The following is a 19883-nucleotide window of genomic DNA, read 5'->3' on the forward strand; positions in this document are numbered from 1 at the left end:
CCGTCGGCGAGCGTGATCGTCAGGTCGACCTGCTCGGGCCGCACCCCCGGCGTGACCACCGGCGCGACCTTGCCGCGCAAGTCGGTGACGACGGGGTCGCGCACCGCCCGGTCGCTGAACTGCTTCTCGCCCCCTGCGCCTTCCACGAGGGCGACCGCGACGGCGTGGGTGATGCTGAACTTGCCCTCGAGCCCGGTGCGCGGCGCGGTCTTGCCGGTGAGCTCCAGCACCAGCGGGTGGACCTTCAGCGCGACGCCGCGGATTTGGTCCGGGGTCAGGCGGTTCTCGTTGCGCAGCTGGATCGCCGCGTCGATCGCCGGATGCATGACGATGCCGCAGGCGAAGGGCTTGTAGGTGTTGAGCGCGGCTTCGTAGCGGCTCCCCAGCCCCTCGGTGATCTCGCGGTAATCCTGCTTGGTCGAGACGGTGTTGGCCCAGCCGCGCCTGGCCTCGATCATCCCGTCGGAGCTGGTGAAGTTCTTCTCGGCCAGGATCGCCGCGAACAGCCCGTCGGCGGCGGCGCGACCCGGATTGAAGCTCTTGTTCATCGAGCCGAAGGATTCGCGCAGGCCCACCGGCTGCGAGGCGGCAAGTCCCAGCGCCCAGACCATCTGCTGCTCGGAGAGCCCCATCAGCTTGCCGGCAGCGGCGGCCGCGCCGAACACCCCCGCAGTGCCGGTGATGTGCCAGCCGACATCGTAGTGGTCGGGATAGACCGCGTTGCCGATCCGGCACTCGGTCTCGACGCCGAGCACGAGCGCGTTGAGGAAATCGGCGCCCGAGACCGGCCGCATCTCGGTCAGCGCCAGGATCGCCGAGGCGACCGGGCCGGCCGGGTGGATCACGGTCTTCAGGTGGGTGTCGTCGTAGTCGAAGATGTGGCTCGACACGCCGTTGAGGAAGGCGGCGTTCATGATGTCGAAGCGCTCGGGGCGACCGAACAGGCCGGCCTGCGGCGGGCCCGAGAAGGGTTTCAGCGCCGAGACCGCGACGTCGAGGGTCTCGTGGTGCGAGCCGCCGATGGCGACGCCGACCCAGTTGAGGAAGGTGCGGGTGCCCTCGCGCCGCACCGCCTCGGGCAGGTCCTCGAACCGGGCGCCGACGACGTAGCGCGCGAGCGTCCGGGTGACGTCGCGGGGCGGCGCGGGTGCGTGCGCCGGGGCGGACGGCTCGGCGGCGACCGCCCCTTTCGCCGCGAGGGCGAGGCCGGCGGCCCCGATGAGGCTGCGTCGATCGAGCGTCATGGTGTTCTCTCCCTGCCGGGCCAACGCGGTCGCACGCCGTCCGGGTCCGCGGCGCCGGTCGCGCGTCCGGCGCGGGGTGGCCGGACCGGGAGATGGGATGCGGCGCCTGGCCCCGCCGTTGCATTCCCGGCGGGATCGTGGCTGATGCTGGCCGCGTTCGGCTTCGACCTGTGAAGGACCTTTTCGCGTGCGCCACGGCATCGACGGCTTCGTCACGCGCGACGGCGCGTCCGCGCGGTGAACACCCGGCCGCAGATCCCGCTCGACCCGCGCACGGCCGCGCTCCTGACCGAGATCGCGGATCAGGACGGCGCCCCCTTGCGCCGCGACGGCCGGCCCCTCTCGTTGCGCGAGGCGGACCTGAGCCGCGACCGGCTCGCGCCGCTCGCCGGGGATGCGGGCTGGTGGGACGCGGAGCGCCGGGGCCTGAACCTCGCCGGGGCCGAGATCCCGGGCAGCGACCTCGAACAGGCCGACCTCACCGGCGCCACCCTGAAGCGGGCGCGGCTCGCAGGCGCGCTCGCCCGCTCGGCCGACTTCACNNCGGCGTCGCCGGCGGCCAGGCCGACTTCTCGGACGCGATGCTGGAGGATGCGAGCTTTCGCGACGGCGCCCTGCGCTTCGCCCGCCTGCCCCGCAGCCTCCTCGACGGCGCGGACTTCTCCGGCGCCGACCTGTGGGGCGCCGACTTCACCGGGGCCGATGCCGACTACACCAAGTTCCGCGGCGCGCGGCTCGACGAGGTGAACCTGTCGGACACCAACCTCACCCACGCCGATTTCGAGGGTGCGAGCCTGACCAAGGCGCGGCTCACCGGCTCGCGCCTGCGCAGCGCCGTGCTCACCGGCGCCAAGCTCGACGGGGCGGACCTGTCGGGCGCCGACCTCTCGGCCGCGACGCTGGTGCGGCTCGACCTCTCGTCCTGCTCCTTGCGCCACGCCCGCTTCGCCGGGGCCTGGCTCAACGGTACGCGCTTTCGCGCGTCCCAGATCGGCGAGGCGGTGGGCGAGGAGGTCGCCGGCGAGTACGAGGCCGCGAAGGCGAGCTACCTTACCCTGGAGCAGAACTTCCAGAGCATCGGCAGCCACGACGAGGCCGGCTGGGCCTACCGGAGGCGTCGCCGCATGGGCCGCCTCCATGCCGGCGCCCTGTTCCGCGCCGCCTGGGCCGGCCGCGACCGCANNNCGGCTACCGCTGGCTCGCCGACCACTTCGTCGAGTGGCTGTGCGATTACGGCGAGAGCCTGTCGCGGCTGTTCCGCGCCTTCGCGATCCTGATCGTGGTGTTCGGCGGGCTCTACGGCCTCACCGGCGGGCTGATCCCGGAGGGCGGCACGGCGGCGACCTACAACCTCCTCGACCTGATGAGCTACAGCGCCCTCAACATGATGACGGCGAACCCGCCGGAGATCGGCATCAAGCCGGTCGGCCGGGTGACCAACCTGCTCGTCGGGGTCCAGGGCGGGACCGGGATCGTGCTGATGGGGCTGTTCGGGTTCGTGCTGGGGAACCGTCTGCGGCGGTGAGACGGCCGCGAGTGCGACTGTTTCCTTGAACGATCTGCCACCCTCCCCTTTCCCGGACGACTGGAGCGTCAGCGGAAGGAGATCCGGGATCTAGCGCAAGACATCGCGAAGCGTCCGTCTGTCTGTAACGTCGCAACATCAGGAGTCGCTTCGCGGCACTTCTCCTGCTGGATCCCGGATCTTCTTCCACTTCGTTGCGGTCGTCCGGGAAAGGGCGGAGTTTTTTAAAAAACAGAGAGATCGTGGAAGACGGCCCGTCTACCGCGCGTCCCGCGCCTCGGCGGCGGCTCCCCCCGCCCCCACCAGCTCCTCCCGGATCACCTGCACCATCGCCTTCAGCTCCGGCGCCGCCCGGTCGCGCGGCTGCGCGGCCGCGATCCGGTGCGCCGCGACGATCTGGCCGGGGCTGCCGGCCAGCACCACGACCCGGTCGGCGAGGTAGACCGCCTCCTCGATGTCGTGGGTGACGAACAGGACCGTCTGCCCGGAGGCGCGGCAGAGGCGGGCGAGCTCGTCCTGGAGGCTTTCGCGCGTGAGCGCGTCGAGGGCCGAGAACGGCTCGTCCATCAGCAGGACGTGCGGCTCGACCGCGAGCGCCCGGGCGAGCGACACCCGTTGCCTCTGGCCGCCGGAGAGCTGGAACGGCCAGCGCGCGGCCAGTTCCGCGAGGCCGACCCGCGCGAGCGCCGCGAGCGCCCGGCGGCGCCGCTCGGCCCTGGCTAAGCGCAGCTTCTCGAGTCCGAAGGCGACGTTGTCGAGGACGCGCCGCCAGGGCAGCAGGCGAGAATCCTGGAACACCAGGGCGACCGCCCGGCGGCCGGGCTCCGGCGCGCTGACCGAGACGGTGCCGGCGCTGGGAGCCACGAGGTCGGCGATGACGCGCAGGAGCGTCGACTTGCCGACGCCCGAGGCGCCGACGATCGCCAGGAACTCGCCCGGCTCGATGTCGAGGTCGAGGTTCGACAGCACCGTGGTGCGGCTGCCGTCGCGGGTGAAGGTGAGGGCGAGGCCCTGGATCGCGATCAGGCCCGCCATCGGAGGATCCAGCGTTGGAGGGCGGTGAAGCCGGCGTCGAACACGCCGTAGAGCAGCGCCATGGTGAGCATGTAGACGACCACGATGTCGGTCGCGAGCAGCGTCGAGGCCTGCATCATCCGCTGGCCGAGGCCCGCGACCCCGAAGATCTCCGCCGCCACCACCGCCATCCAGGCCTGCCCGATCGCGGTGCGCACGCCGACGAGGATCCCCGGCATCGCCGCCGGCCACACCACCGTGACGAGCCGCTCGGGCGCGGAGCGGAAGCCGAAGGCGGCGGCGAGCTCGATCAGGTCGCGGTCGACGCCGCGGATCGCCCCGTGGCTGGCGAAGTAGACGATCCAGAACACCCCGATCGCGACGATGAACAGGGCCGCCTCCGGGCTGACCCCGAACCAGATGATCGCGAACGGCACCCAGGCGAGGCCCGGCACCGGGCGGAGCACCCGCACCACCCAGGCGGTGAGCCCCTCGGCCGTGCGCGACATCCCCGTCAGCGTGCCCGCCGCGATGCCGAGGCCGACGCCGAGGGCGAGGCCGGCGAGGTAGTGCCCGAGACTGCCCGTCACCGCCGCGAGCCACTGGCCCGAGCGCAGCTCGCGCAGGAAGGCCTCGGGCAGCACCGAGGGCGGCGGCAGGAAGGCCGGGTTGACGAGGCCGAGCCGGGGCACGGCCTCCCACAGGGCGAAGAAGGCGGCGAGCCCCACGAGCGGGAGCAGGGCCGCCGCGGGGCGGGATCGCATCGGTTTTGCTTTACTTTCCCGCGACCGCGCGCTCGTAGAAGCGCGGCTCGAACAGCCCGTCGAGGGGCACCTCGCGGTCGAGCGCTCCGATCTTCACCTGGTAGCGCTGCATCGCCGCCGTCGGCTCGACGATCGGCCGCGGATCGGCGGTGAAGCGCGTCGCCGGCGAGGCGAGCGCCCGGCGGATGGTGGCGGTGTCGACGAGGCCCTTGCCGAGCGCGCCCTCGACGATCGGCGCGACGCGGTCCGGCTCGCGGGCGATCAGGTCGACCGCCCGCACGATGCCGGTCACGATCGCCTGCACGGTCTCCGGCTCACGATCGAGAAGCGCGCGGGTGACGGCGACGACGGTGCCGGGCTGGCTCGGGAACATCTCAGCCCCGAGCGCCATGATGCGGATCGCCGGGTTGCGGCCGGTCACGATCGAGATCGCGGGCTCGCGCAGGATGCCGCCTTCGACCGCGCCGGCGAGGATCGCCTGCTGGGTCGCGTCGATCCCCATCGAGACGATCGTCACGTCCTTCGGGTCGACCTTCGCCACCTCCCACAGCCAGTGCTGCAGCGTGGTGTTGGGGACCGAGCCGAGGGGCTGGGTCGCGAGCCGCGCCGGCGTGCCGGCGGACTCGCGATACCGCTTGAACACCTCGGCCGGCGCGACGCCCTTCTCGGCGAAGCGGGCGAGCTTCGGCCCGGCGACGACGACGTTCTCCTCGACCGAGGTGGCGGTCACCACCGTCACGTCGATGCCCTTCGCGCGCGCGACCCCGAGCGGCGCCACGCCGGCGACGTAGACGTCGAGGGTGCCGGAGGCGAGCGCCTGGATCATGTTCGGGCCGGATTCGAAGGTGGTGACGGCGAGCGTCAGCCCGGCCTGCTTCAGCCAGCCTTCCTTCTCGGCGATATAGATCGGCGCGGCGGCGAGGATCGGGATCACGCCGACCCGCAGAGGCGCGCTGCGCCCCTGGGCGAGGGCCGGTCCGCCGCCCAGCAGGGTGCCCGCCGCCAGGACCGGGGCTGCCCCGAGGATGCTGCGTCGCGTGATGGTCATGGCCGGCCGTCTGAAGGGAACACTTCGCGTCCGCTTAGGGCATTCTCCTGCCGTGGTGCAAGAACGGCGCCGGATAAAGGATTTTCTTCTACTCATAGCCTGTATGGCAGCACGTGATTCTCCGGCGCCGCGAGGACGGAGAAGAATGTCCGGGCGCGCGGGCGCGCCTCCCTGGCATCGCCAGTCCAACGTCTTTGGTCGGCCCGGGCAAGCGCCGGTGATGCAGTGCGGCGTCTGCGACTTCGCGCATTCCAGCCGCGCCTTCGAGACGGCCTCGGGGTGAGGCCGAAATCGGTGCTGCGGGCGGCGGGCTGAACGGGTTCATCCCCGCGGCGCCAGCACGATCACCGCGGCACCCGCGAGGCACAGGGCGGCGCCGGCGCAGTCGAACCGGTCCGGCCGCTGGCCCTCCGCGCCCCACAGCCAGAGGAGAGAGGCCGCGATGTAGATCCCGCCATAGGCCGCGAAGGCGCGGCCGGCGGCGTCCGATTCGACGAGTGCCAGCAGGAACGCGAAGGCGCCCAGCGCCAGGACACCCGGCAGCAGCCACAGGGGCGAGGCGCCGAGCCGCCACCACGCCCAGACCGAGAAGCATCCCGCGATCTCGGCGAGCGCGGCGGCGGCGTAGAGGAGGAAGGACGGCATGGCGCGGCTTCTCCCACGCCGTGCCGTCCCCGTGAAGCGGGCCTCAGGCCCGCCGCTTCATCAGCGCCGCCGCCGCGAGGCCGACCCCGGCCATCACCGCCCCGGTGGTGAGGGGGTGGAGCTTCGCCCGCGTGTAGGTGCTGGTGTGGCGCACGAGGCCCGGATGGTCGCCGCGCACGTGGCCGTCCTGCCCCGGCCGGTGGAGCGCGCCGTTCGGGTCGCGCGGCGGCTCGGAGCGAAGCTGCTGGCTCGCCATCGCCGCGCCGAGGCGGTCGAAGGTGCCGGGCGCGAGCTTCTTGAAGCCGGTCATGACGCGGCCGCCGCCGCCGACGATGATGTCGCGCTGCGGATGCACCGCGGCGTGCAGGATCGCGTGGGCGACCTCGTCCGGGTGGTAGACCGGCGGCGGCAGCTTCGGCTCGCGGTCGAGGTAGTTGCGGGCGTGCTGCGGGAGCGGGGTGTCGATCGCCGCCGGCTTGATCAGCGTCACCGAGACGGGCGCCCGGTCCTGGTCGAGCTCGGCCCGGAGCGCATCGGTGAAGCCGCGGATCGCGTGCTTGCTCGCCGAGTACATGCCCTGGAGCGGGATCGCCATGTCCGAGGCGATGCTGCCGAGATTGATGATCGCGCCGCCGCGCCGGCGCAAGTGCGGCGCCGCCACCAGCGAGCCGTAGACCACGCCCCAGAAATTGGTCTGGAACAGGCGCTCGTGGTCCTCGTCCGAGACCTCCTCCAGGCGGCCGTAGAGCGAGATGCCGGCGTCGTTGACCCAGGTGTCGAAGCCGCCGAAGCGCTGCACCGCCTTGTCGGCGATCGCCTGCACGTCCTCGCGCCGGCCGACATCGGCGACGACGTGGGTCGCCTCGCCGCCCTCCGCCTCGATCTCCTCCTGGATCGCCGCCAGCGCCTCGGCGTTGCGCGAGGCGAGCACGACCCGGACGCCGGCCCGGACCGCCATGCGGGCGGTGGCGAGCCCGATGCCGCTGGAGCCGCCGGTGATGACGATCACCTGCCGGTCGAGGGGCTTGTGCGCGTGGCTCATGGAATCCTCCGTACGGGATGGGGGTATCCAGGCCCTAACGATGGGAGGCGGGCTTCGTTCATTCGCCGCGCCGTCCGAGGCTCTGCTCGGAAACCATGTAGCGAAGGTCTCTCCTCTCCCCGCGGGCGGGGAGAGGGTCGCGTCCCTGTTCAGGGGACGCGACAAGCCCGTAGGGCGAGGGTGAGGGAGTGGTTCCGGAAGAGCCTCGTCCGGAAACTCCCCCTCACCCTCGCTCCGGCTGTCGCCTGCGCTTCCTTCGCCCCCGACAGGGGGGACGAAGGCCTCTCCCCGTGAGAAGTCGGGCTTGCCCGACTTCGTCCCTCGCTTGCAGATCCCGGGCAAGCCCGGGATCTGTCGGGGAGAGGGGAAACCTACGCCTTTCGTTGGACGCATCCTGCATGGGCGATGGCGCCCCCTCCCATATCTCGAACCTCTGGCACGAGCCCGCACAAGCTATTGGACAGCGGTCATCCCCGCCCCCATGATCCGCCCCGCGGCGAGGCCCCCGACGCCACTCTTTCAGAGGGGCCCGCCCGCGTGGGAAGTCAGGGAGGAAGCGGATGGCAGGGACGGGTCGTGCCGGGAACGTCACGCGGCGCGAGGCGCTGATCGGCGCGGGCGCCGCGGGCGCGAGCCTGCTCATGCCGGGCGGATCGGCCTTCGCGCAAGGGGCGAAGCCGGCGGAGATCAAGGTCGGCATCGCCACCTACCTGTCGGGCCCGGCGAGCGTCTTCGGCGTGCCCGGCCGCCAGACCGCCGAGATGCTGTTCGACGAGATCAACGCCGCCGGCGGCATCAGTGGGGTCAAGGTCCGGCCGATCTTCGTCGACGAGGGCCCGGGCGTCGACCACGTCGTCGGCGAGTACCGCCGGCTGGTGCAGTCCGAGGGCGTGCACCTGATCTTCGCGGCGATCTCGTCGGCCGATTGCATCGCCTGCGCGCCGCTCGCCGACGAGCTGAAGCGCCCGACGCTGCTGTGGGATTGCGGCACCCAGCGCATCTTCGAGGACAACCGCTACTCTTACGCCTTCCGCACCCAGGCCAACGCCACGCCGGAGATCCTGGCCGCACTCCTCTACCTCCTGAAGGTCAAGCCCGACTTCAAGTCGATCGCGGTGATCAACCAGGACTACGCCTGGGGCCGCGATTCCTGGGACATCTTCCGCACCGCGATGAACACCCTGAAGCCCGGCGTGAAGGTCTCGGCCGAGCTGTTTCCGCGCTTCGGCGCCACCGACTTCTCGACCGAGATCACCCGCGTGCTGGCGCTCCGGCCCGACGTGGTGCTCTCCACCTCCTGGGGCGGCGACCTCGACGCGCTGATCCGCCAGGCCTCGGACCGCAAGCTGTTCGAGCGCGCGACCTTCGTGATGCCGCTCGCCGAATCCTCGCTGCAGCGGGTCGGCAAGGCGCTGCCGGCCGGGCACATCGTCGGGGCGCGCGGCGACCACTGGTTCCTGCACCCCTCGCCGGCCGATCCCGAGCGGCTGACGCGCTTCAACGAGAGCTACCGCGCCAGGCACAATGCTTGGCCGATCTATCCCTGCTTCCACATGGCCCAGGCCGTCTCGGCGATGAAGGTCGGCATCGAGAAGGCGGTGGCGGCGAAGGGCGGCGGCTGGCCGACCGACGCCGAGCTGGCGGCCGCCTTCAAGGGCCTCGAATTCCCCTCGCCCACCGCCAGCGTGCGGATCCGCGAGGACGGCCAGGGCCTCGAGAACCAGCTCATCGGCACCACGCTGCACTCCGACAAGTACCCGTTCCCGGTGCTGACCGACATGATCGTCTTCCCGGCCGAATCCGTGACGACGCCGGTCGGCCAGAAGAGCGCCGACTGGCTGAAGACGCTGACCCCCGACATGGTGGCCAAGCTCCCGCAGGCGCAGGCCTTCAAGAGCTGATGGCCTGGCTGTCGGAGAACGGGATCCTCGTCGGGCTCGCCCTGCTCGACGGGCTGTCCTACGCCGCCGCCGTCTTCATGGTGGCGGTCGGCCTGAACCTGGTGTTCGGCGTGCTGCGAGTGCTCAACGTGGCGCATGGCAGCCTCTACGCCATCGGCGGCTACGCGGCAGCCTCGATCGGGCTGTTCGCGGCCTCGCTCGGCGCGCCGCCCTGGCTCGGCCTGCCGATCCTGCTCGCCGCGGCGGTGCTGGTCGGCGTCGCGCTCGGGCCGCTGATCGAGCGGCTCCTGCTGCGCCGGATGCAGGATCGCGAGCCGGTGCTGCAGCTCCTCGTCACCTTCGCGCTGTTCATGATCCTGGAGGACCTGCAGAAGCTGGTCTGGGGCGTGCAGCCGGTGGTGTTCGACGCGCCGCTGAAGTGGCTCGGCACCGTCGACGTGCCGTTCGGCCAGGACGCGATCCCGTTCACCGCCTACCAGCTCTACGTGCTGCCCGGCGTCGCCCTCGCGACGCTGGCCATCCTCGCATACGTGCTCCGCTACACGCTCACCGGCCGGATGGTCGTCGCGGTCACCGTCGACCGCGAGGCGGCCCGCGCCATGGGCATCGATGCCGCCAAGGTGACGATGCTGACCTTCACGGTGGGCGCTGTGCTGGCGGCGCTGGGCGGCGCGCTCGCCGCGCCCACCGTGTCGCTGGTCCCGGGCGTCGGCGCCTCGACCATCGTGCTCTCCTTCGCGGTCGTCGCGACCGCCGGCCTCGGCCAGATCGAGGGGGCGGCGGTGGCGGCCCTCCTCATCGGCCTCGGCCGCTCCTTCGCGGTCTACGTCGCGCCCGAATTCGAGGTGGTGGTGCCCTACGCCATCATGGTGGCGGTGCTGCTGTTCCGACCGCAAGGCTTGTTCGGCGTGGCGGAGACCCGGCGGATATGACCTGCAAATCCTTGAATGGAGGTGCCGCGCGATGACCCGCCGCTCGGAAACGCTCCTCGCCTTCGCCGGCGCCGTGCTGATCCTCGTCCTCGCCTACGCGGTGCCGTGGCTGCGCTTCGTGCTCACCATCGCGCTCGCCAAGGGGCTCGCCGTGCTCGGCATCCTGCTCCTGCTGCGCGCCGGCCAGGTCAGCTTCGGCCACGCGCTGTACCTCGCGCTCGCCGCCTACACGGTGGCGTTCGGCGCCATGGCCCTGCCCGAGGCCCTGCTGCTCGTGCCCCTCGCGGCGCTCTTCGCCGGCGTGGTCGGCCTGCTGATCGGCCTGTTCGTGGTGCGCTACCGCGAGATCTTCTTCGGCATGCTGAATCTGGCGCTCAGCATGGTGTTCTACTCGGTGCTGGAGAAGTTCTACGCGCTGACCCACGGCGCCGACGGCATCCGGTTACCCCCCGTCACGTTCCTCGGCCGGCCTTTGGCCGGCGAGGCGGGCGAGTGGACGGTGCTCGGCATGGCGCTCGTCCTGGCGCTCGCCTGCGGCGCGCTGGTGCGGGTGGCGCTCGCCTCGCCCCTGGGGGAGGCGCTCGCCGGCATCAAGACCCGCGAGACCCGGCTCGACTTCATGGGCGTGTCGCCCAAGCGCGTGCTCCTCGCCGCCTACGTGGCGTCGGCCGTGATGGCGGGGTTCGCCGGCGCGATCATCGCGCTCACCACCCGCCACGTCACCCCGGCGCTCAGCTACTGGACCACGTCCGGCGAGCTCGTCTTCATCGCGATCCTCGGCGGGGCCGGCAGCGTGCTCGGGCCGTTCCTGGGGGCGGCGGCCTACGAGCTGACCCGGGTCTATGCCGCGGCGACCTTCGCCAATGCCTGGCAGCTGGTGCTCGGCCTCGTGCTGCTGGGCGTCATCGTGTTCGCGCCGGGCGGGATCTGGGGGATGATCGCGAGAAGCAGGAGGGCCGCATGACCGCTCTGCTCCAGGCCAGGGACCTGCGCCTCGCCTTCGGCGGCCTCAAGGCGGCCGACGGGATCGACCTCGACGTCGAGGCCGGCGAGTTCCTGGCGATCATCGGCCCCAACGGCGCCGGCAAGACCACCTTCATCAACATGACGACCGGCTACCTCAAACCGCAAGGCGGCTCGATCGCCTTCGAGGGCCGGCCGATCCTCGGCCTGTCGCCGCGGCGCATCGTCGGGCTCGGGGTCGCGCGCAGCTTCCAGCTGCCGCAGCTCTTCACCGAGCACACCGTGTTGCAGAACGTGGCGCTCGCGGTCGCGGCCCGGGAGGGCGTGTGGTCGGTGCTGAACCCGCTTCTGCGCCCGCGCTTCCGCGACGAGGCGGCGGAGCTGATCGAACGCTTCGGCCTCACCCGCATCGCCGAGGTGCGGGCCGACGCCCTCAACGAGGGGGCGCGCAAGCTCGTCGACATCGCCATGGCGGTGGCGCTCCGCCCCCGCCTCCTCCTGATGGACGAGCCGACGAGCGGCGTCGCGGCGGCCGAGAAGATGGGAATCGTCGAGACCCTGGTGCGGGTGCTGCGCGAGGCCCGGGTCACGGCGGTGTTCGTGGAGCACGACATGGAGGTGGTCGGGCGCTTCGCCGACCGGGTCGCGGTCTGGGGTCAGGGCAAGATCGCGGCGCTCGGGCCGCCCTCCCGGATCCTCAACGATCCGGAGGTGCAGCGCACGGTGATCGGCATCGCGCCGACGGGAGGCGCCCATGCTGCGGCTTGAGGGGGCGGCGGTCGCGATCGCGGGCGCCCCGGTCCTGCGCGGCGTCTCGCTCGAGGTGCCGCCGGGCGGGCGCGTGGCGCTCATCGGCCGCAACGGCGCCGGCAAGACCACGACGCTCCGCGCCCTGATGGGGCTCCTCCCCTTGCAGGCCGGCCGGCTCGTCCTCGACGGGCAGGAGGCCGGCACCGTGCCGGCGCATCACCGGGCGCGCCTCGGCATCGGCTACGCGCCGGAGGAACGCAAGCTGTTCGGCAGCTTCACGGTGCAGGACAACCTGCTGCTGCCGGCCCAGGTGCTGGGCCTGCCCAAGGCCGAGATCTCGCGGCGGTTGGACGCTGTCTACACGCTCCTGCCGGAACTCAAGGACTTCGCCCCCCGCAAGGCGGCGGGCCTGTCGGGCGGACAGGGCAAGATGGTGGCGCTCGGCCGCGCCCTGATGGTCGGCACCCGCGCGGTGCTGCTCGACGAGCCGTTCCAGGGCCTCGCCCCGGCGCTCGCCCTTCGCTACGCCGAGGCCCTGGCGCGCCTGCGCGCCGCGCTCCCCGACGTCGCGATCCTGATCACCGAGAGCAGCCCGGATCTGCTGCGGGCGCTCGTCGACACCACCATCCAGATCGAGCGCGGCGAGATCTCGGCCGCCTGACGAAGGAGTGTTTTCCATGAGGCTGAACGGCAAGGTCGCGATCGTCACCGGCGCCGGCGGCGGCTTCGGCGAGGGCATCGCCAGGCGCTACGCCGAGGAGGGCGCCAAGGTCGCGGTACTCGACCTGCGGGGCGACGCCGCCGAGCGCGTCGCCAAGGAGATCGGCGCGTCGGCCATCGCCATCGCGGCCGATGTCGGCAGCGCCGCGGATGTCGAGGCGGCGGTGCGGCGCACCACCGAGGCCTTCGGCACGCCCCAGATCCTCGTCAACAATGCCGGCACCACCCACCGCAACCAGCCGCTGATGGAGGTCGACGAGGAGGCCTTCGACCGGGTGTTCCGGGTCAACGTGAAGTCGATCTTCCACTTCGTCCGGGCGCTGGCTCCGGCGATGCGCGACAATGGCGGCGGCGTGATCCTGAACGTCGGCTCCACCGCCGGCATCCGGCCCCGTCCCGGCCTGACCTGGTACAACGCCTCGAAGGGGGCGGTGAACCTGATGTCGAAGTCGCTCGCCGTCGAGCTGGCGCCGTGGAAGATCCGCGTCAACGCCCTCTGCCCGGTGATGGGCGAGACCGGCCTGCTCGAAGCCTTCATGGGCGTGCCGGACACGCCGGAGAACCGCGCCAAGTTCGTCGCCACGATCCCGCTCGGCCGGATGTCGCGGGCCTCCGACATCGCCAACGTGGCGCTCTTTCTCGCCTCCGACGAGGCGGAGTTCATCACCGGCGTCGAGATGCCGATCGACGGCGGCCGGACGGTGTGAGCGCGGGGCTGACCTGATCGAGAGACCGGGCGAGGTCGGAAACGCTCACCGCCCGTGCCGAGACTGCTCGGCTTCCTGTAGGGGCTCAGGATTTCTCCTCTCCCCGCGGGCGGGGAGAGGGCCGCGTCTCCATTCAGGAGATGCGGCGAGCGGAGGCGAAGCCGGAGCGAGGGTGAGGGGGAGTTTCAGGATGTGGCTCCTCCAGAAACACCCCCTCACCCTCGCGGCGAACCTGCGGTTCGCTGCCCCCCGAGCCCCTTCGGAGCTCGGGCCTCTCCCCGCCCGCGGGGAGAGGGGAAACCCGCGCCTTTCCCTCCCCCTGAATAGCTCTGCTATTGGCGGGTAGAGGTGGCGGCCCGCGCCCGTCCTCTGAGCGTCGCACTCGACCGGCCGGGTAGCATCGCCTGTGCCGCCACGCGCGGTCGCTTAGCCCTCTTCTCAGCCCGCCAGCGCATCCGTCGCTTCCCGCATCCGCGCGCTCAACTCGGGCCCGCCGTGCCCCTCCCCCTCGACGATATGGAGCCGGCTCTCCGGCCAGAGCCGATGCAGCCGCCACACCGTGACGGCCGGCCCGCTGATGTCGCGGCGCCCGTGGATCAGGATGCCGGGGATCTTTCGCAGGCGGTCCATCCGCACCAGGATTCCATCCGGGCCGCGCAGGAAGCCGTCATTCGCCCATTCATGAGTGACCAGGGTCGCGAACACAGCCTCGGAGCCGGTCGCCCTCGGGGATCGTGAGCAACCCGCACCCGGTCAGGTCGGCCGTCGCGCAGAACGCGCCCTCACCCCGGCTGGCACGTCTCACAAAAAAACGTCGACCGCCCCGATTGCACCAGCCGCCGCACCACGCCGCGGCAGCCCTTCGCCGTGCAGGCCAGCCCCTCCCGGTCGTAGACCCGGAAGGCGTGCTGGAACGCGCCCTGGCTGCCGTCGGTGTGGACGTAGTCGCGCAAGGTAGAGCCGCCCGCCGCCACCGCCTCGGTCAGCACGTCGCGGATCACGGTGGCGAGGCGCTTGGCCTTGGCGGTCGGGCGGCCGGCGGCGTCGGCGAGCGTCCCGGCGGGCGCCTCCGGATGGAGCCTGGCGCGATGCAGCGCCTCGCAGACGTAGATGTTGCCGAGGCCCGCGATCAGCCGCTGGTCGAGGAGCGCGGCCTTGAGCGGCGTGCGCTTGGCCATGAAGAGCCGGGCGATCGTCTCGCCCGAGAGCTCGTTGCCGAGCGGCTCGATGCCCATGCCGGCGAAGTGGCGGCAGGTGGCGAGCTCTGCCGACGGCACCAAGTCCATGAAGCCGAAGCGGCGGGCGTCGTTGTAGACGACCCGGGCGCCGTTCGAGAGGCCGAACCGGACGTGGTCGTGCTTCGCCTGCCCCTGCGCCCCTTCGAGGTAGAAGTCGCCCGGCGAGACGTGCCGGCCGTCGGGCAGGTGCACGTCGAAGCGCCCGCTCATGCCGAGATGCATGATCAGCGCCTCGCCCGAGGACAATTCGGCGACGAGGTACTTGGCGCGCCGCGACAGGGCGGTCACCTCGTGGCCCTTCACCCGCGCGGCGAAGCGGGCCGGGAACGGAAAGCGCAGGTTCGGCCGGTTCAGCACCACCTCGGTGAAGCGGGCGCCGACCAGCGCGGGGGCCAATCCGCGGCGCACGGTCTCGACTTCGGGCAGCTCGGGCATCTCTCGTCCGTGGAGAATGGGGCGGGCGCGACGAAGCGTACCCCGCGAAGATGCAGGCCAAGATGGTGATTTCCCGTCCGCTTCGCTATGCAGGCCGCCACGACAGGGGACCAGACCGCATGGCCGGCGACGAGACCAGCACCGATTTCGGCTTCGAGCGCGTCCGGCTCGCGGAGAAGCAAGGGCGCGTCAACGAGGTCTTCCGCTCGGTGGCCAAGCGCTACGACCTGATGAACGACCTGATGTCGGGCGGCCTGCACCGGGCGTGGAAGAGCGCCTTCGTGTCGAGCTTGCGCCCCTCGCGCACCCGGCCGTTCCGGCTGCTCGACGTCGCCGGCGGCACCGGCGACATCGCGTTCCGGACGCTCGAGGCCGGCGGCCCCGACACCAAGGTGACGGTGCTCGACATCAACGAGGCGATGCTCGGCGTCGGCCGCGAGCGCGCCGGCCACCGGTACGGCTCGCGCATCGACTTCGTCGCCGCCAACGCCGAGTCGCTGCCGCTGCCCTCCGATACCTTCGACGCCTACACCATCGCCTTCGGCATCCGGAACGTGCCGCGGATCGAGCACGCGCTGGCGGAGGCCCACCGGGTGCTCAAGGTCGGCGGGCGCTTCCTGTGCCTCGAATTCTCGCATGTCGACGTGCCCGGGCTCGACAAGATCTACGAGGCCTACTCGTTCAAGGTCATCCCGCGCCTCGGCGCGATGGTGGCCGGCGACAAGGAATCCTACCAGTACCTCGTGGAGTCGATCCGCCGCTTCCCGACCCCCGGCACATTCGCCCGGATGATCGAGGAGGCGGGCTTCGGCCACGTCACCCACCGGCCGCTCTCGGGCGGCATCTGCGCCATCCATTCCGGCTGGAAGCTCGCGTGAGGCCTCGCCCGTGCTGAGCGCCGTCGCCCACCTCGCGCGGGGCATCCATGTCGGCTGGGTGATGGCCCGCGAGGGCGCCCTCGCCTTCGTCGACGATGCCGAGCTGCCGCCCCACCTGCGCCTCGTCCTGCGGCTCGGCCGCAAGCTCGAACGCCCGGGCCTCGGCCCCGGCCGCCTGCCCGCGGCGCTGACCCGGCTCGGGCCGTCCTACGTCAAGTTCGGCCAGTTCCTGGCGACGCGCCCCGACATCGTCGGCATGGCGGCGGCCCGCGACCTCGAGCGCCTGCAGGACCGGGTGCCGCCCTTCCCGCAAGGCGTCGCGGTCGCGACCCTGGAGGCGACCCTCGGCAAGCCGCTCCCCGAGATCTTCACGTCGTTCAGCGAGCCGATCGCCGCCGCCTCGATCGCCCAGGTCCACAAGGCGCACCTGCGCGAGCCGGACGGCACCGAGCGGGTGGTCGCGGTCAAGATCATGCGGCCGGGCGTGCGCGAGCGCTTCGCCCGCGACATCCAGGCGATGCGCTTCATGGCCCGGGTGGTCGAGGCCCTGCGCCCGGAGGCCGAGCGCCTGCGCCCGCGCGAGGTGGTCGAGACGCTCGCCCGCTCCGTCGCGATGGAGATGGACCTCAGGCTCGAGGCCGCCGCCCTCTCGGAACTCGCCGAGAACATCAAGGACGACCCCGAGTTCCGGGTGCCGCAGCCGGTCTGGGAGCTGACCGGGCGCGACGTGCTGGCGAGCGAGTGGATCGACGGCATCCGCCTCAACGACCGCGCGGCGATCGTGGCGGCGGGCCACGACGTGGCGGCGCTCGGCCAGACCGTGATCCAGTCGTTCCTGCGCCACGCGATCCGGGACGGCTTCTTCCACGCCGACATGCATCCCGGCAACCTGTTCGTCGATCCGGCCGGGCGGCTCGTCGCGGTCGATTTCGGCATCATGGGCCGGCTCGGACTGAAGGAGCGCCGGTTCCTGGCCGAGATTCTCCTCGGCTTCATCCTGCGCGACTACCGCCGGGTGGCGGAGGTGCATTTCGAGGCCGGCTACGTCCCCTCGCACCATTCCGTCGACGATTTCGCGCAGGCGATCCGGGCGATCGGCGAGCCGATCCACCAGCGCCGGGCCGACGAGATCTCGATGGCGAAGGTGCTCACCTTGCTCTTCGACGTCACCGCCCTGTTCGACATGAGCACCCGCACCGAGCTGGTGATGCTGCAGAAGACCATGGTGGTGGTCGAGGGCGTCGCCCGCTCGCTCGATCCGCGCCTCGACATGTGGACCTCGGCCGAGCCGGTGGTGCGCACCTGGCTCGCCCGCAATCTCGGGCCCCTCGGCCGGGCCGACCAGGCCCGCCGCGCGGTGCTGACGCTGGCCGACGTCGTCGCCGACGTGCCCGACCTGGCGCAGCGCGCCAAGCGCGTGCTGGTGCGCCTCGACGAGGAGGGCCTGCGCGAGGTCTCCCGCGTCGAGCGCCGCATCCGCATCGAGACCAAGCGGATGGTGTGGTCGACCCTGGCCCTGTGGGTGATCGCCGGGTCGTTGCTGGCGATCGCGCTGCGCTGAGGGGCGTCCCGGGGGTTATTTGATAACACCCCCATCCCACCCGCGACCTCAGGATGAGGTCGCGGATCGGACGAACGAGAGCCGGGCCTTGCGCACGGCCCTCGCACCCTCTCTGATGGGCCTCACGGCGCCGTGATCCGCTCGTCGAGAAGCGGAAGGCGCCCGGGAGAACGCCCATGCTCAGCCCCTTGCGCGCCGCGCTCCTCGCCGCCGCGTCCCTCTGCGCGCTCGCCGCGCCGGCCCATGCCGCCGAACCGCGGCTCACCGACGGCAAGGTCAAGCTCGCGGTCCTCAACGACATGTCGAGCGTCTACGCCGATTCCACCGGCCGCGGCTCGGTGATCGCCGCCGAGATGGCGGTGAAGGATTTCGGGGGCAGCCTCGACGGCAAGCCGATCGAGGTCGTGTTCGCCGACCACCAGAACAAGCCGGATGTCGGCTCCAACATCGCCCGGCAATGGTACGACCGCGACGGCGTCGACGTGATCCTCGACGTGCCGACCTCCTCGGTGGCGCTCGCGGTGCAGCAGGTCGCCAAGGAGAAGGGCAAGCTGCTGATCGTCTCGGGCGGCGGCACCTCGGATCTCACCGGGCCGCAATGCTCGCCCACCGGCATCCAGTGGACCTACGACACCTACGCGCTCTCCCACGTCTCCGGGAACGCCGCGGTGAAGAAGGGGCTCGACACCTGGGCCTTCGTCACCGCCGACTACGCCTTCGGCCACGCGCTCGAGCGCGACGCCATCGCGGAGGTGAAGCGCTCGGGCGGCAAGGTGGTGTCGACGGTGCGGGCGCCCTTCGCCACCGCCGACTTCTCGTCCTTCCTGCTCCAGGCGCAAGGGTCGGGCGCCAAGCTCATCGCCTTCGCCAATGCGGGCGGCGACACCGTCAACGCGATCAAGCAGGCGCACGAGTTCGGCATCGTCCAGGGCGGCCAGACCCTGCTGGCGCTCCTCATCAACATCGACGACGTCCACAGCCTCGGCATCGAGGTGGCGCAGAACCTGCTGCTCACCACCGCCTTCTACTGGGACCGCACGCCGGAGACCCGCGCCTTCGCCAACCGCTTCAAGGAGAAGGCCGGGCTGATGCCGACGATGCACCAGGCCGGCGTCTATTCCTCGGTGCTGCACTACCTCAAGGCGGTGCAGGCTTCCGGCACCGACGACGCGAAGACCGTGATCGCCAGGATGCGCGAGACCCCGGTCAACGACATGTTCGCGACGAACGGCCGGATCCGTGAGGACGGCCGCATGGTCCACGACATGTACCTGATGCAGGTGAAGACCCCGAAGGAATCGACCGGCGAGTGGGACCTCTACAAGCTCGTCGCCACCGTGCCGGGCGACGAGGCGTTCCGGCCGCTCGGCGAGGGCGGCTGCCCGCTGGTGAAGGCCGCGGCGAAGTAGCGGGTCAGCGCTGCATGTTGCGCAGCCGGCAGTAGCCGCCCATGTCCTGGTAGCCCGCCGGGCAGCGCCGCACGCAGGCGCCGGCCGCGAATTTCAGCGGCGGCCGGCAGACCTGGCCCCGGCCGACCTGCCGGCGCTGGTACATGTAGTCCTGCGCCGGCCCGGCCTGCGCGGGCGTGAGCGGCAGGGCGCCGGCGACGAGGAACAGGGCGGCGCAAATCTGGCGAGCGGTCATCGGGAGGCTCCGGTGCGAGGCGCGGGGGTAACTGCCTCAGGGGCAGGAAGTTCGCCGCGGGCCCGTCGCCGGAGGCCGATAGGCCGGCGCCCCTACCCCTCCACCACCAGCTCCACCCGGTCCGCCGCGAACAGGCTGCGCGTCGCCTGGATCGGCACCCCCGCCGCGTCGACGTTGACGCTGGTGAGCACGATCAGCACCCGGCCCGGCGCGAGGTCGAGGCGGGCGGCCTCGTCGGCGGCGGCCGGGCGGGCGTGGATGCGGGTCGACAGGCGGGTGTAGTCGGCGATTCCATACTCCGCATAGGCGCGGGTGAGCGAGCCGAGCGTCGCGTAGGCCTGCGCGAAGCCCGCGAAGCGCGGCAGCGGCAGGCAGGTCCGGGCGGTCGAGAGCGGCGTGTCGTCGGCGCGGTGGATCGTCAGCAGTTCGAGCATCGGATCCCCGGGCGCGAGCCGCAAGGCCTCCGCGGTGGCGGGATCGGCCGGCACGGTCTCGCTGGCGATCAGGTCGCCCCAGGCCTCGCGGCCGGCCTTGCTGACGATCTCCGAGAAGCGCGTGCGCCGGCCGATCGGATAGGCGAGCCGCTGCGTCTCCACGAAGGTGCCGCGCCCCTGCGTCGCCCGCACCAGCCCGCGCTCCGCGAGCGCCGCCAGCGCCCGGCGCACGGTGTGCCGGTTGACCCCGAACCGGGCCGCGAGCGCGCTCTCCGTCGGCAGTTGTGCGCCGGCCGCGAGGCGCCCGGCCTCGATGTCGGCGGCCACCCCGTCCGCGATCTGGCGCCACGCCGCCAAACCCTCGCCCCGTGCCAGCACCGTCACCGGACCGTCCGTCACGTGGCCGTCGCCGCCCGCACTCATACCGTCATCCAAACT

Annotated in this window: 19 protein-coding genes and 1 pseudogene; 10 read left to right on the forward strand and 10 right to left on the reverse strand. The window is 71.7% G+C overall.

What is annotated here, in order from left to right:
- Positions 1-1244: MmgE/PrpD family protein (locus A5481_RS26780; protein ID WP_245298665.1), on the reverse strand; the 1244-nt coding region annotated here is incomplete at its 3' end.
- 237 nt (positions 1245-1481) lie between these two features.
- On the opposite strand from A5481_RS26780, the pseudogene A5481_RS26785 reads away from it, so the two are divergent.
- Positions 1482-2769: pseudogene (locus tag A5481_RS26785) on the forward strand (pentapeptide repeat-containing protein).
- Positions 2770-3027: 258 nt separating this feature from the next.
- On the opposite strand, the gene A5481_RS26790 reads toward A5481_RS26785, so the two are convergent.
- From A5481_RS26790 to A5481_RS26810, 5 genes are all read right to left on the reverse strand, one after another.
- Positions 3028-3804 carry an ABC transporter ATP-binding protein gene (locus A5481_RS26790; RefSeq protein ID WP_048435137.1) on the reverse strand — a complete coding sequence of 259 codons (777 nt, stop codon included), beginning with the start codon at positions 3802-3804 and terminating at the stop codon, positions 3028-3030.
- On the reverse strand, positions 3792-4547 hold the full coding sequence (locus A5481_RS26795; protein ID WP_048435136.1) for an ABC transporter permease: 756 nt from the start codon (positions 4545-4547) through the stop codon (positions 3792-3794). The genes A5481_RS26790 and A5481_RS26795 overlap by 13 nt, the downstream gene beginning before the upstream one ends.
- Positions 4548-4557: 10 nt before the next feature.
- Positions 4558-5595 carry an ABC transporter substrate-binding protein gene (locus A5481_RS26800; protein ID WP_048435135.1) on the reverse strand — a complete coding sequence of 346 codons (1038 nt, stop codon included), beginning with the start codon at positions 5593-5595 and terminating at the stop codon, positions 4558-4560.
- Positions 5596-5916: 321 nt separating this feature from the next.
- Entirely contained in the window at positions 5917-6240 is a 324-nt protein-coding gene (locus tag A5481_RS26805) for a YnfA family protein (RefSeq protein ID WP_048435134.1), read from the reverse strand.
- A gap of 43 nt (positions 6241-6283) precedes the next feature.
- A complete protein-coding gene (locus tag A5481_RS26810; RefSeq protein WP_048435133.1) occupies positions 6284-7282 on the reverse strand; it encodes an SDR family oxidoreductase in 999 nt (332 codons plus the stop codon).
- 560 nt (positions 7283-7842) lie between these two features.
- Between A5481_RS26810 and A5481_RS26815 the strand changes: the two genes are divergently transcribed.
- The 6 genes from A5481_RS26815 to A5481_RS26840 are packed head-to-tail and all read left to right on the forward strand — an operon-like array spanning position 7843 to position 13255.
- On the forward strand, positions 7843-9183 hold the full coding sequence (locus tag A5481_RS26815) for an ABC transporter substrate-binding protein (protein WP_048435132.1): 1341 nt from the start codon (positions 7843-7845) through the stop codon (positions 9181-9183).
- Positions 9183-10115 (forward strand): branched-chain amino acid ABC transporter permease, encoded by a 933-nt coding sequence (locus tag A5481_RS26820; RefSeq protein WP_048435131.1) that lies wholly within the window; start codon positions 9183-9185, stop codon positions 10113-10115. Before A5481_RS26815 ends, A5481_RS26820 begins: the two co-directional genes overlap by 1 nt.
- Positions 10116-10146: 31 nt before the next feature.
- Positions 10147-11079: a branched-chain amino acid ABC transporter permease gene (locus tag A5481_RS26825; RefSeq protein WP_048435130.1), complete on the forward strand. Its 933-nt coding sequence runs from the start codon at positions 10147-10149 to the stop codon at positions 11077-11079.
- On the forward strand, positions 11076-11846 hold the full coding sequence (locus A5481_RS26830; protein ID WP_048435129.1) for an ABC transporter ATP-binding protein: 771 nt from the start codon (positions 11076-11078) through the stop codon (positions 11844-11846). Before A5481_RS26825 ends, A5481_RS26830 begins: the two co-directional genes overlap by 4 nt.
- Entirely contained in the window at positions 11833-12489 is a 657-nt protein-coding gene (locus A5481_RS26835) for an ABC transporter ATP-binding protein (protein ID WP_048435128.1), read from the forward strand. Before A5481_RS26830 ends, A5481_RS26835 begins: the two co-directional genes overlap by 14 nt.
- A 16-nt stretch (positions 12490-12505) precedes the next feature.
- The gene (locus A5481_RS26840; protein ID WP_048435127.1) at positions 12506-13255 is read left to right on the forward strand and encodes an SDR family oxidoreductase; all 750 of its coding nucleotides are present in this window, start codon (positions 12506-12508) and stop codon (positions 13253-13255) included.
- A gap of 438 nt (positions 13256-13693) precedes the next feature.
- Here the strand turns inward: A5481_RS26840 and A5481_RS26845 are convergent, their stop codons facing one another.
- Both A5481_RS26845 and mutM read right to left on the reverse strand, forming a co-directional pair.
- The gene (locus A5481_RS26845) at positions 13694-13960 is read right to left on the reverse strand and encodes an alpha/beta hydrolase family protein (RefSeq protein ID WP_048433984.1); all 267 of its coding nucleotides are present in this window, start codon (positions 13958-13960) and stop codon (positions 13694-13696) included.
- A 77-nt stretch (positions 13961-14037) separates the two neighbouring features.
- Positions 14038-14928: a bifunctional DNA-formamidopyrimidine glycosylase/DNA-(apurinic or apyrimidinic site) lyase gene (gene mutM / locus A5481_RS26850; RefSeq protein WP_048433985.1), complete on the reverse strand. Its 891-nt coding sequence runs from the start codon at positions 14926-14928 to the stop codon at positions 14038-14040.
- Positions 14929-15047: 119 nt separating this feature from the next.
- On the opposite strand from mutM, the gene ubiE reads away from it, so the two are divergent.
- The 3 genes from ubiE to A5481_RS26865 all read left to right on the forward strand — a co-directional run bounded on the left by ubiE (position 15048) and on the right by A5481_RS26865 (position 18776).
- Positions 15048-15806 (forward strand): bifunctional demethylmenaquinone methyltransferase/2-methoxy-6-polyprenyl-1,4-benzoquinol methylase UbiE, encoded by a 759-nt coding sequence (ubiE, locus tag A5481_RS26855; RefSeq protein ID WP_048433986.1) that lies wholly within the window; start codon positions 15048-15050, stop codon positions 15804-15806.
- 10 nt (positions 15807-15816) lie between these two features.
- Positions 15817-17367 carry a 2-polyprenylphenol 6-hydroxylase gene (ubiB, locus tag A5481_RS26860; protein ID WP_048433987.1) on the forward strand — a complete coding sequence of 517 codons (1551 nt, stop codon included), beginning with the start codon at positions 15817-15819 and terminating at the stop codon, positions 17365-17367.
- A gap of 176 nt (positions 17368-17543) precedes the next feature.
- Complete coding sequence (locus tag A5481_RS26865; RefSeq protein WP_048433988.1) at positions 17544-18776, forward strand: ABC transporter substrate-binding protein; 1233 nt, start codon at positions 17544-17546, stop codon at positions 18774-18776.
- A 4-nt stretch (positions 18777-18780) separates the two neighbouring features.
- On the opposite strand, the gene A5481_RS26870 is transcribed toward A5481_RS26865, so the two are convergent.
- Both A5481_RS26870 and phnF read right to left on the reverse strand, forming a co-directional pair.
- Positions 18781-19011, reverse strand: a complete 231-nt coding sequence (locus A5481_RS26870) for a hypothetical protein (protein ID WP_048433989.1) — start codon at positions 19009-19011, stop codon at positions 18781-18783.
- 92 nt (positions 19012-19103) lie between these two features.
- Positions 19104-19868, reverse strand: coding sequence for a phosphonate metabolism transcriptional regulator PhnF (gene phnF, locus A5481_RS26875; protein ID WP_048433990.1), 765 nt, complete (start codon positions 19866-19868; stop codon positions 19104-19106).
- Positions 19869-19883: the final 15 nt, after the last annotated feature.

This window comes from Methylobacterium platani (assembly GCF_001653715.1).
Classification (GTDB): Bacteria; Pseudomonadota; Alphaproteobacteria; order Rhizobiales; family Beijerinckiaceae; genus Methylobacterium; species Methylobacterium platani.

Coding starts and splice junctions, on each gene's coding strand:
- A5481_RS26805 (WP_048435134.1), bottom strand. CDS start 6,240: ATGCCGTCCTTCCTCCTCTACGCCGCCGCCGCGCTCGCCGAGATCGCG.
- A5481_RS26810 (WP_048435133.1), bottom strand. CDS start 7,282: ATGAGCCACGCGCACAAGCCCCTCGACCGGCAGGTGATCGTCATCACC.
- A5481_RS26840 (WP_048435127.1), top strand. CDS start 12,506: ATGAGGCTGAACGGCAAGGTCGCGATCGTCACCGGCGCCGGCGGCGGC.
- mutM (WP_048433985.1), bottom strand. CDS start 14,928: ATGCCCGAGCTGCCCGAAGTCGAGACCGTGCGCCGCGGATTGGCCCCC.
- A5481_RS26800 (WP_048435135.1), bottom strand. CDS start 5,595: ATGACCATCACGCGACGCAGCATCCTCGGGGCAGCCCCGGTCCTGGCG.
- A5481_RS26820 (WP_048435131.1), top strand. CDS start 9,183: ATGGCCTGGCTGTCGGAGAACGGGATCCTCGTCGGGCTCGCCCTGCTC.
- A5481_RS26825 (WP_048435130.1), top strand. CDS start 10,147: ATGACCCGCCGCTCGGAAACGCTCCTCGCCTTCGCCGGCGCCGTGCTG.
- A5481_RS26795 (WP_048435136.1), bottom strand. CDS start 4,547: ATGCGATCCCGCCCCGCGGCGGCCCTGCTCCCGCTCGTGGGGCTCGCC.
- A5481_RS26815 (WP_048435132.1), top strand. CDS start 7,843: ATGGCAGGGACGGGTCGTGCCGGGAACGTCACGCGGCGCGAGGCGCTG.
- A5481_RS26790 (WP_048435137.1), bottom strand. CDS start 3,804: ATGGCGGGCCTGATCGCGATCCAGGGCCTCGCCCTCACCTTCACCCGC.
- A5481_RS26870 (WP_048433989.1), bottom strand. CDS start 19,011: ATGACCGCTCGCCAGATTTGCGCCGCCCTGTTCCTCGTCGCCGGCGCC.
- A5481_RS26835 (WP_048435128.1), top strand. CDS start 11,833: ATGCTGCGGCTTGAGGGGGCGGCGGTCGCGATCGCGGGCGCCCCGGTC.
- ubiE (WP_048433986.1), top strand. CDS start 15,048: ATGGCCGGCGACGAGACCAGCACCGATTTCGGCTTCGAGCGCGTCCGG.
- A5481_RS26830 (WP_048435129.1), top strand. CDS start 11,076: ATGACCGCTCTGCTCCAGGCCAGGGACCTGCGCCTCGCCTTCGGCGGC.
- phnF (WP_048433990.1), bottom strand. CDS start 19,868: ATGAGTGCGGGCGGCGACGGCCACGTGACGGACGGTCCGGTGACGGTG.
- A5481_RS26865 (WP_048433988.1), top strand. CDS start 17,544: ATGCTCAGCCCCTTGCGCGCCGCGCTCCTCGCCGCCGCGTCCCTCTGC.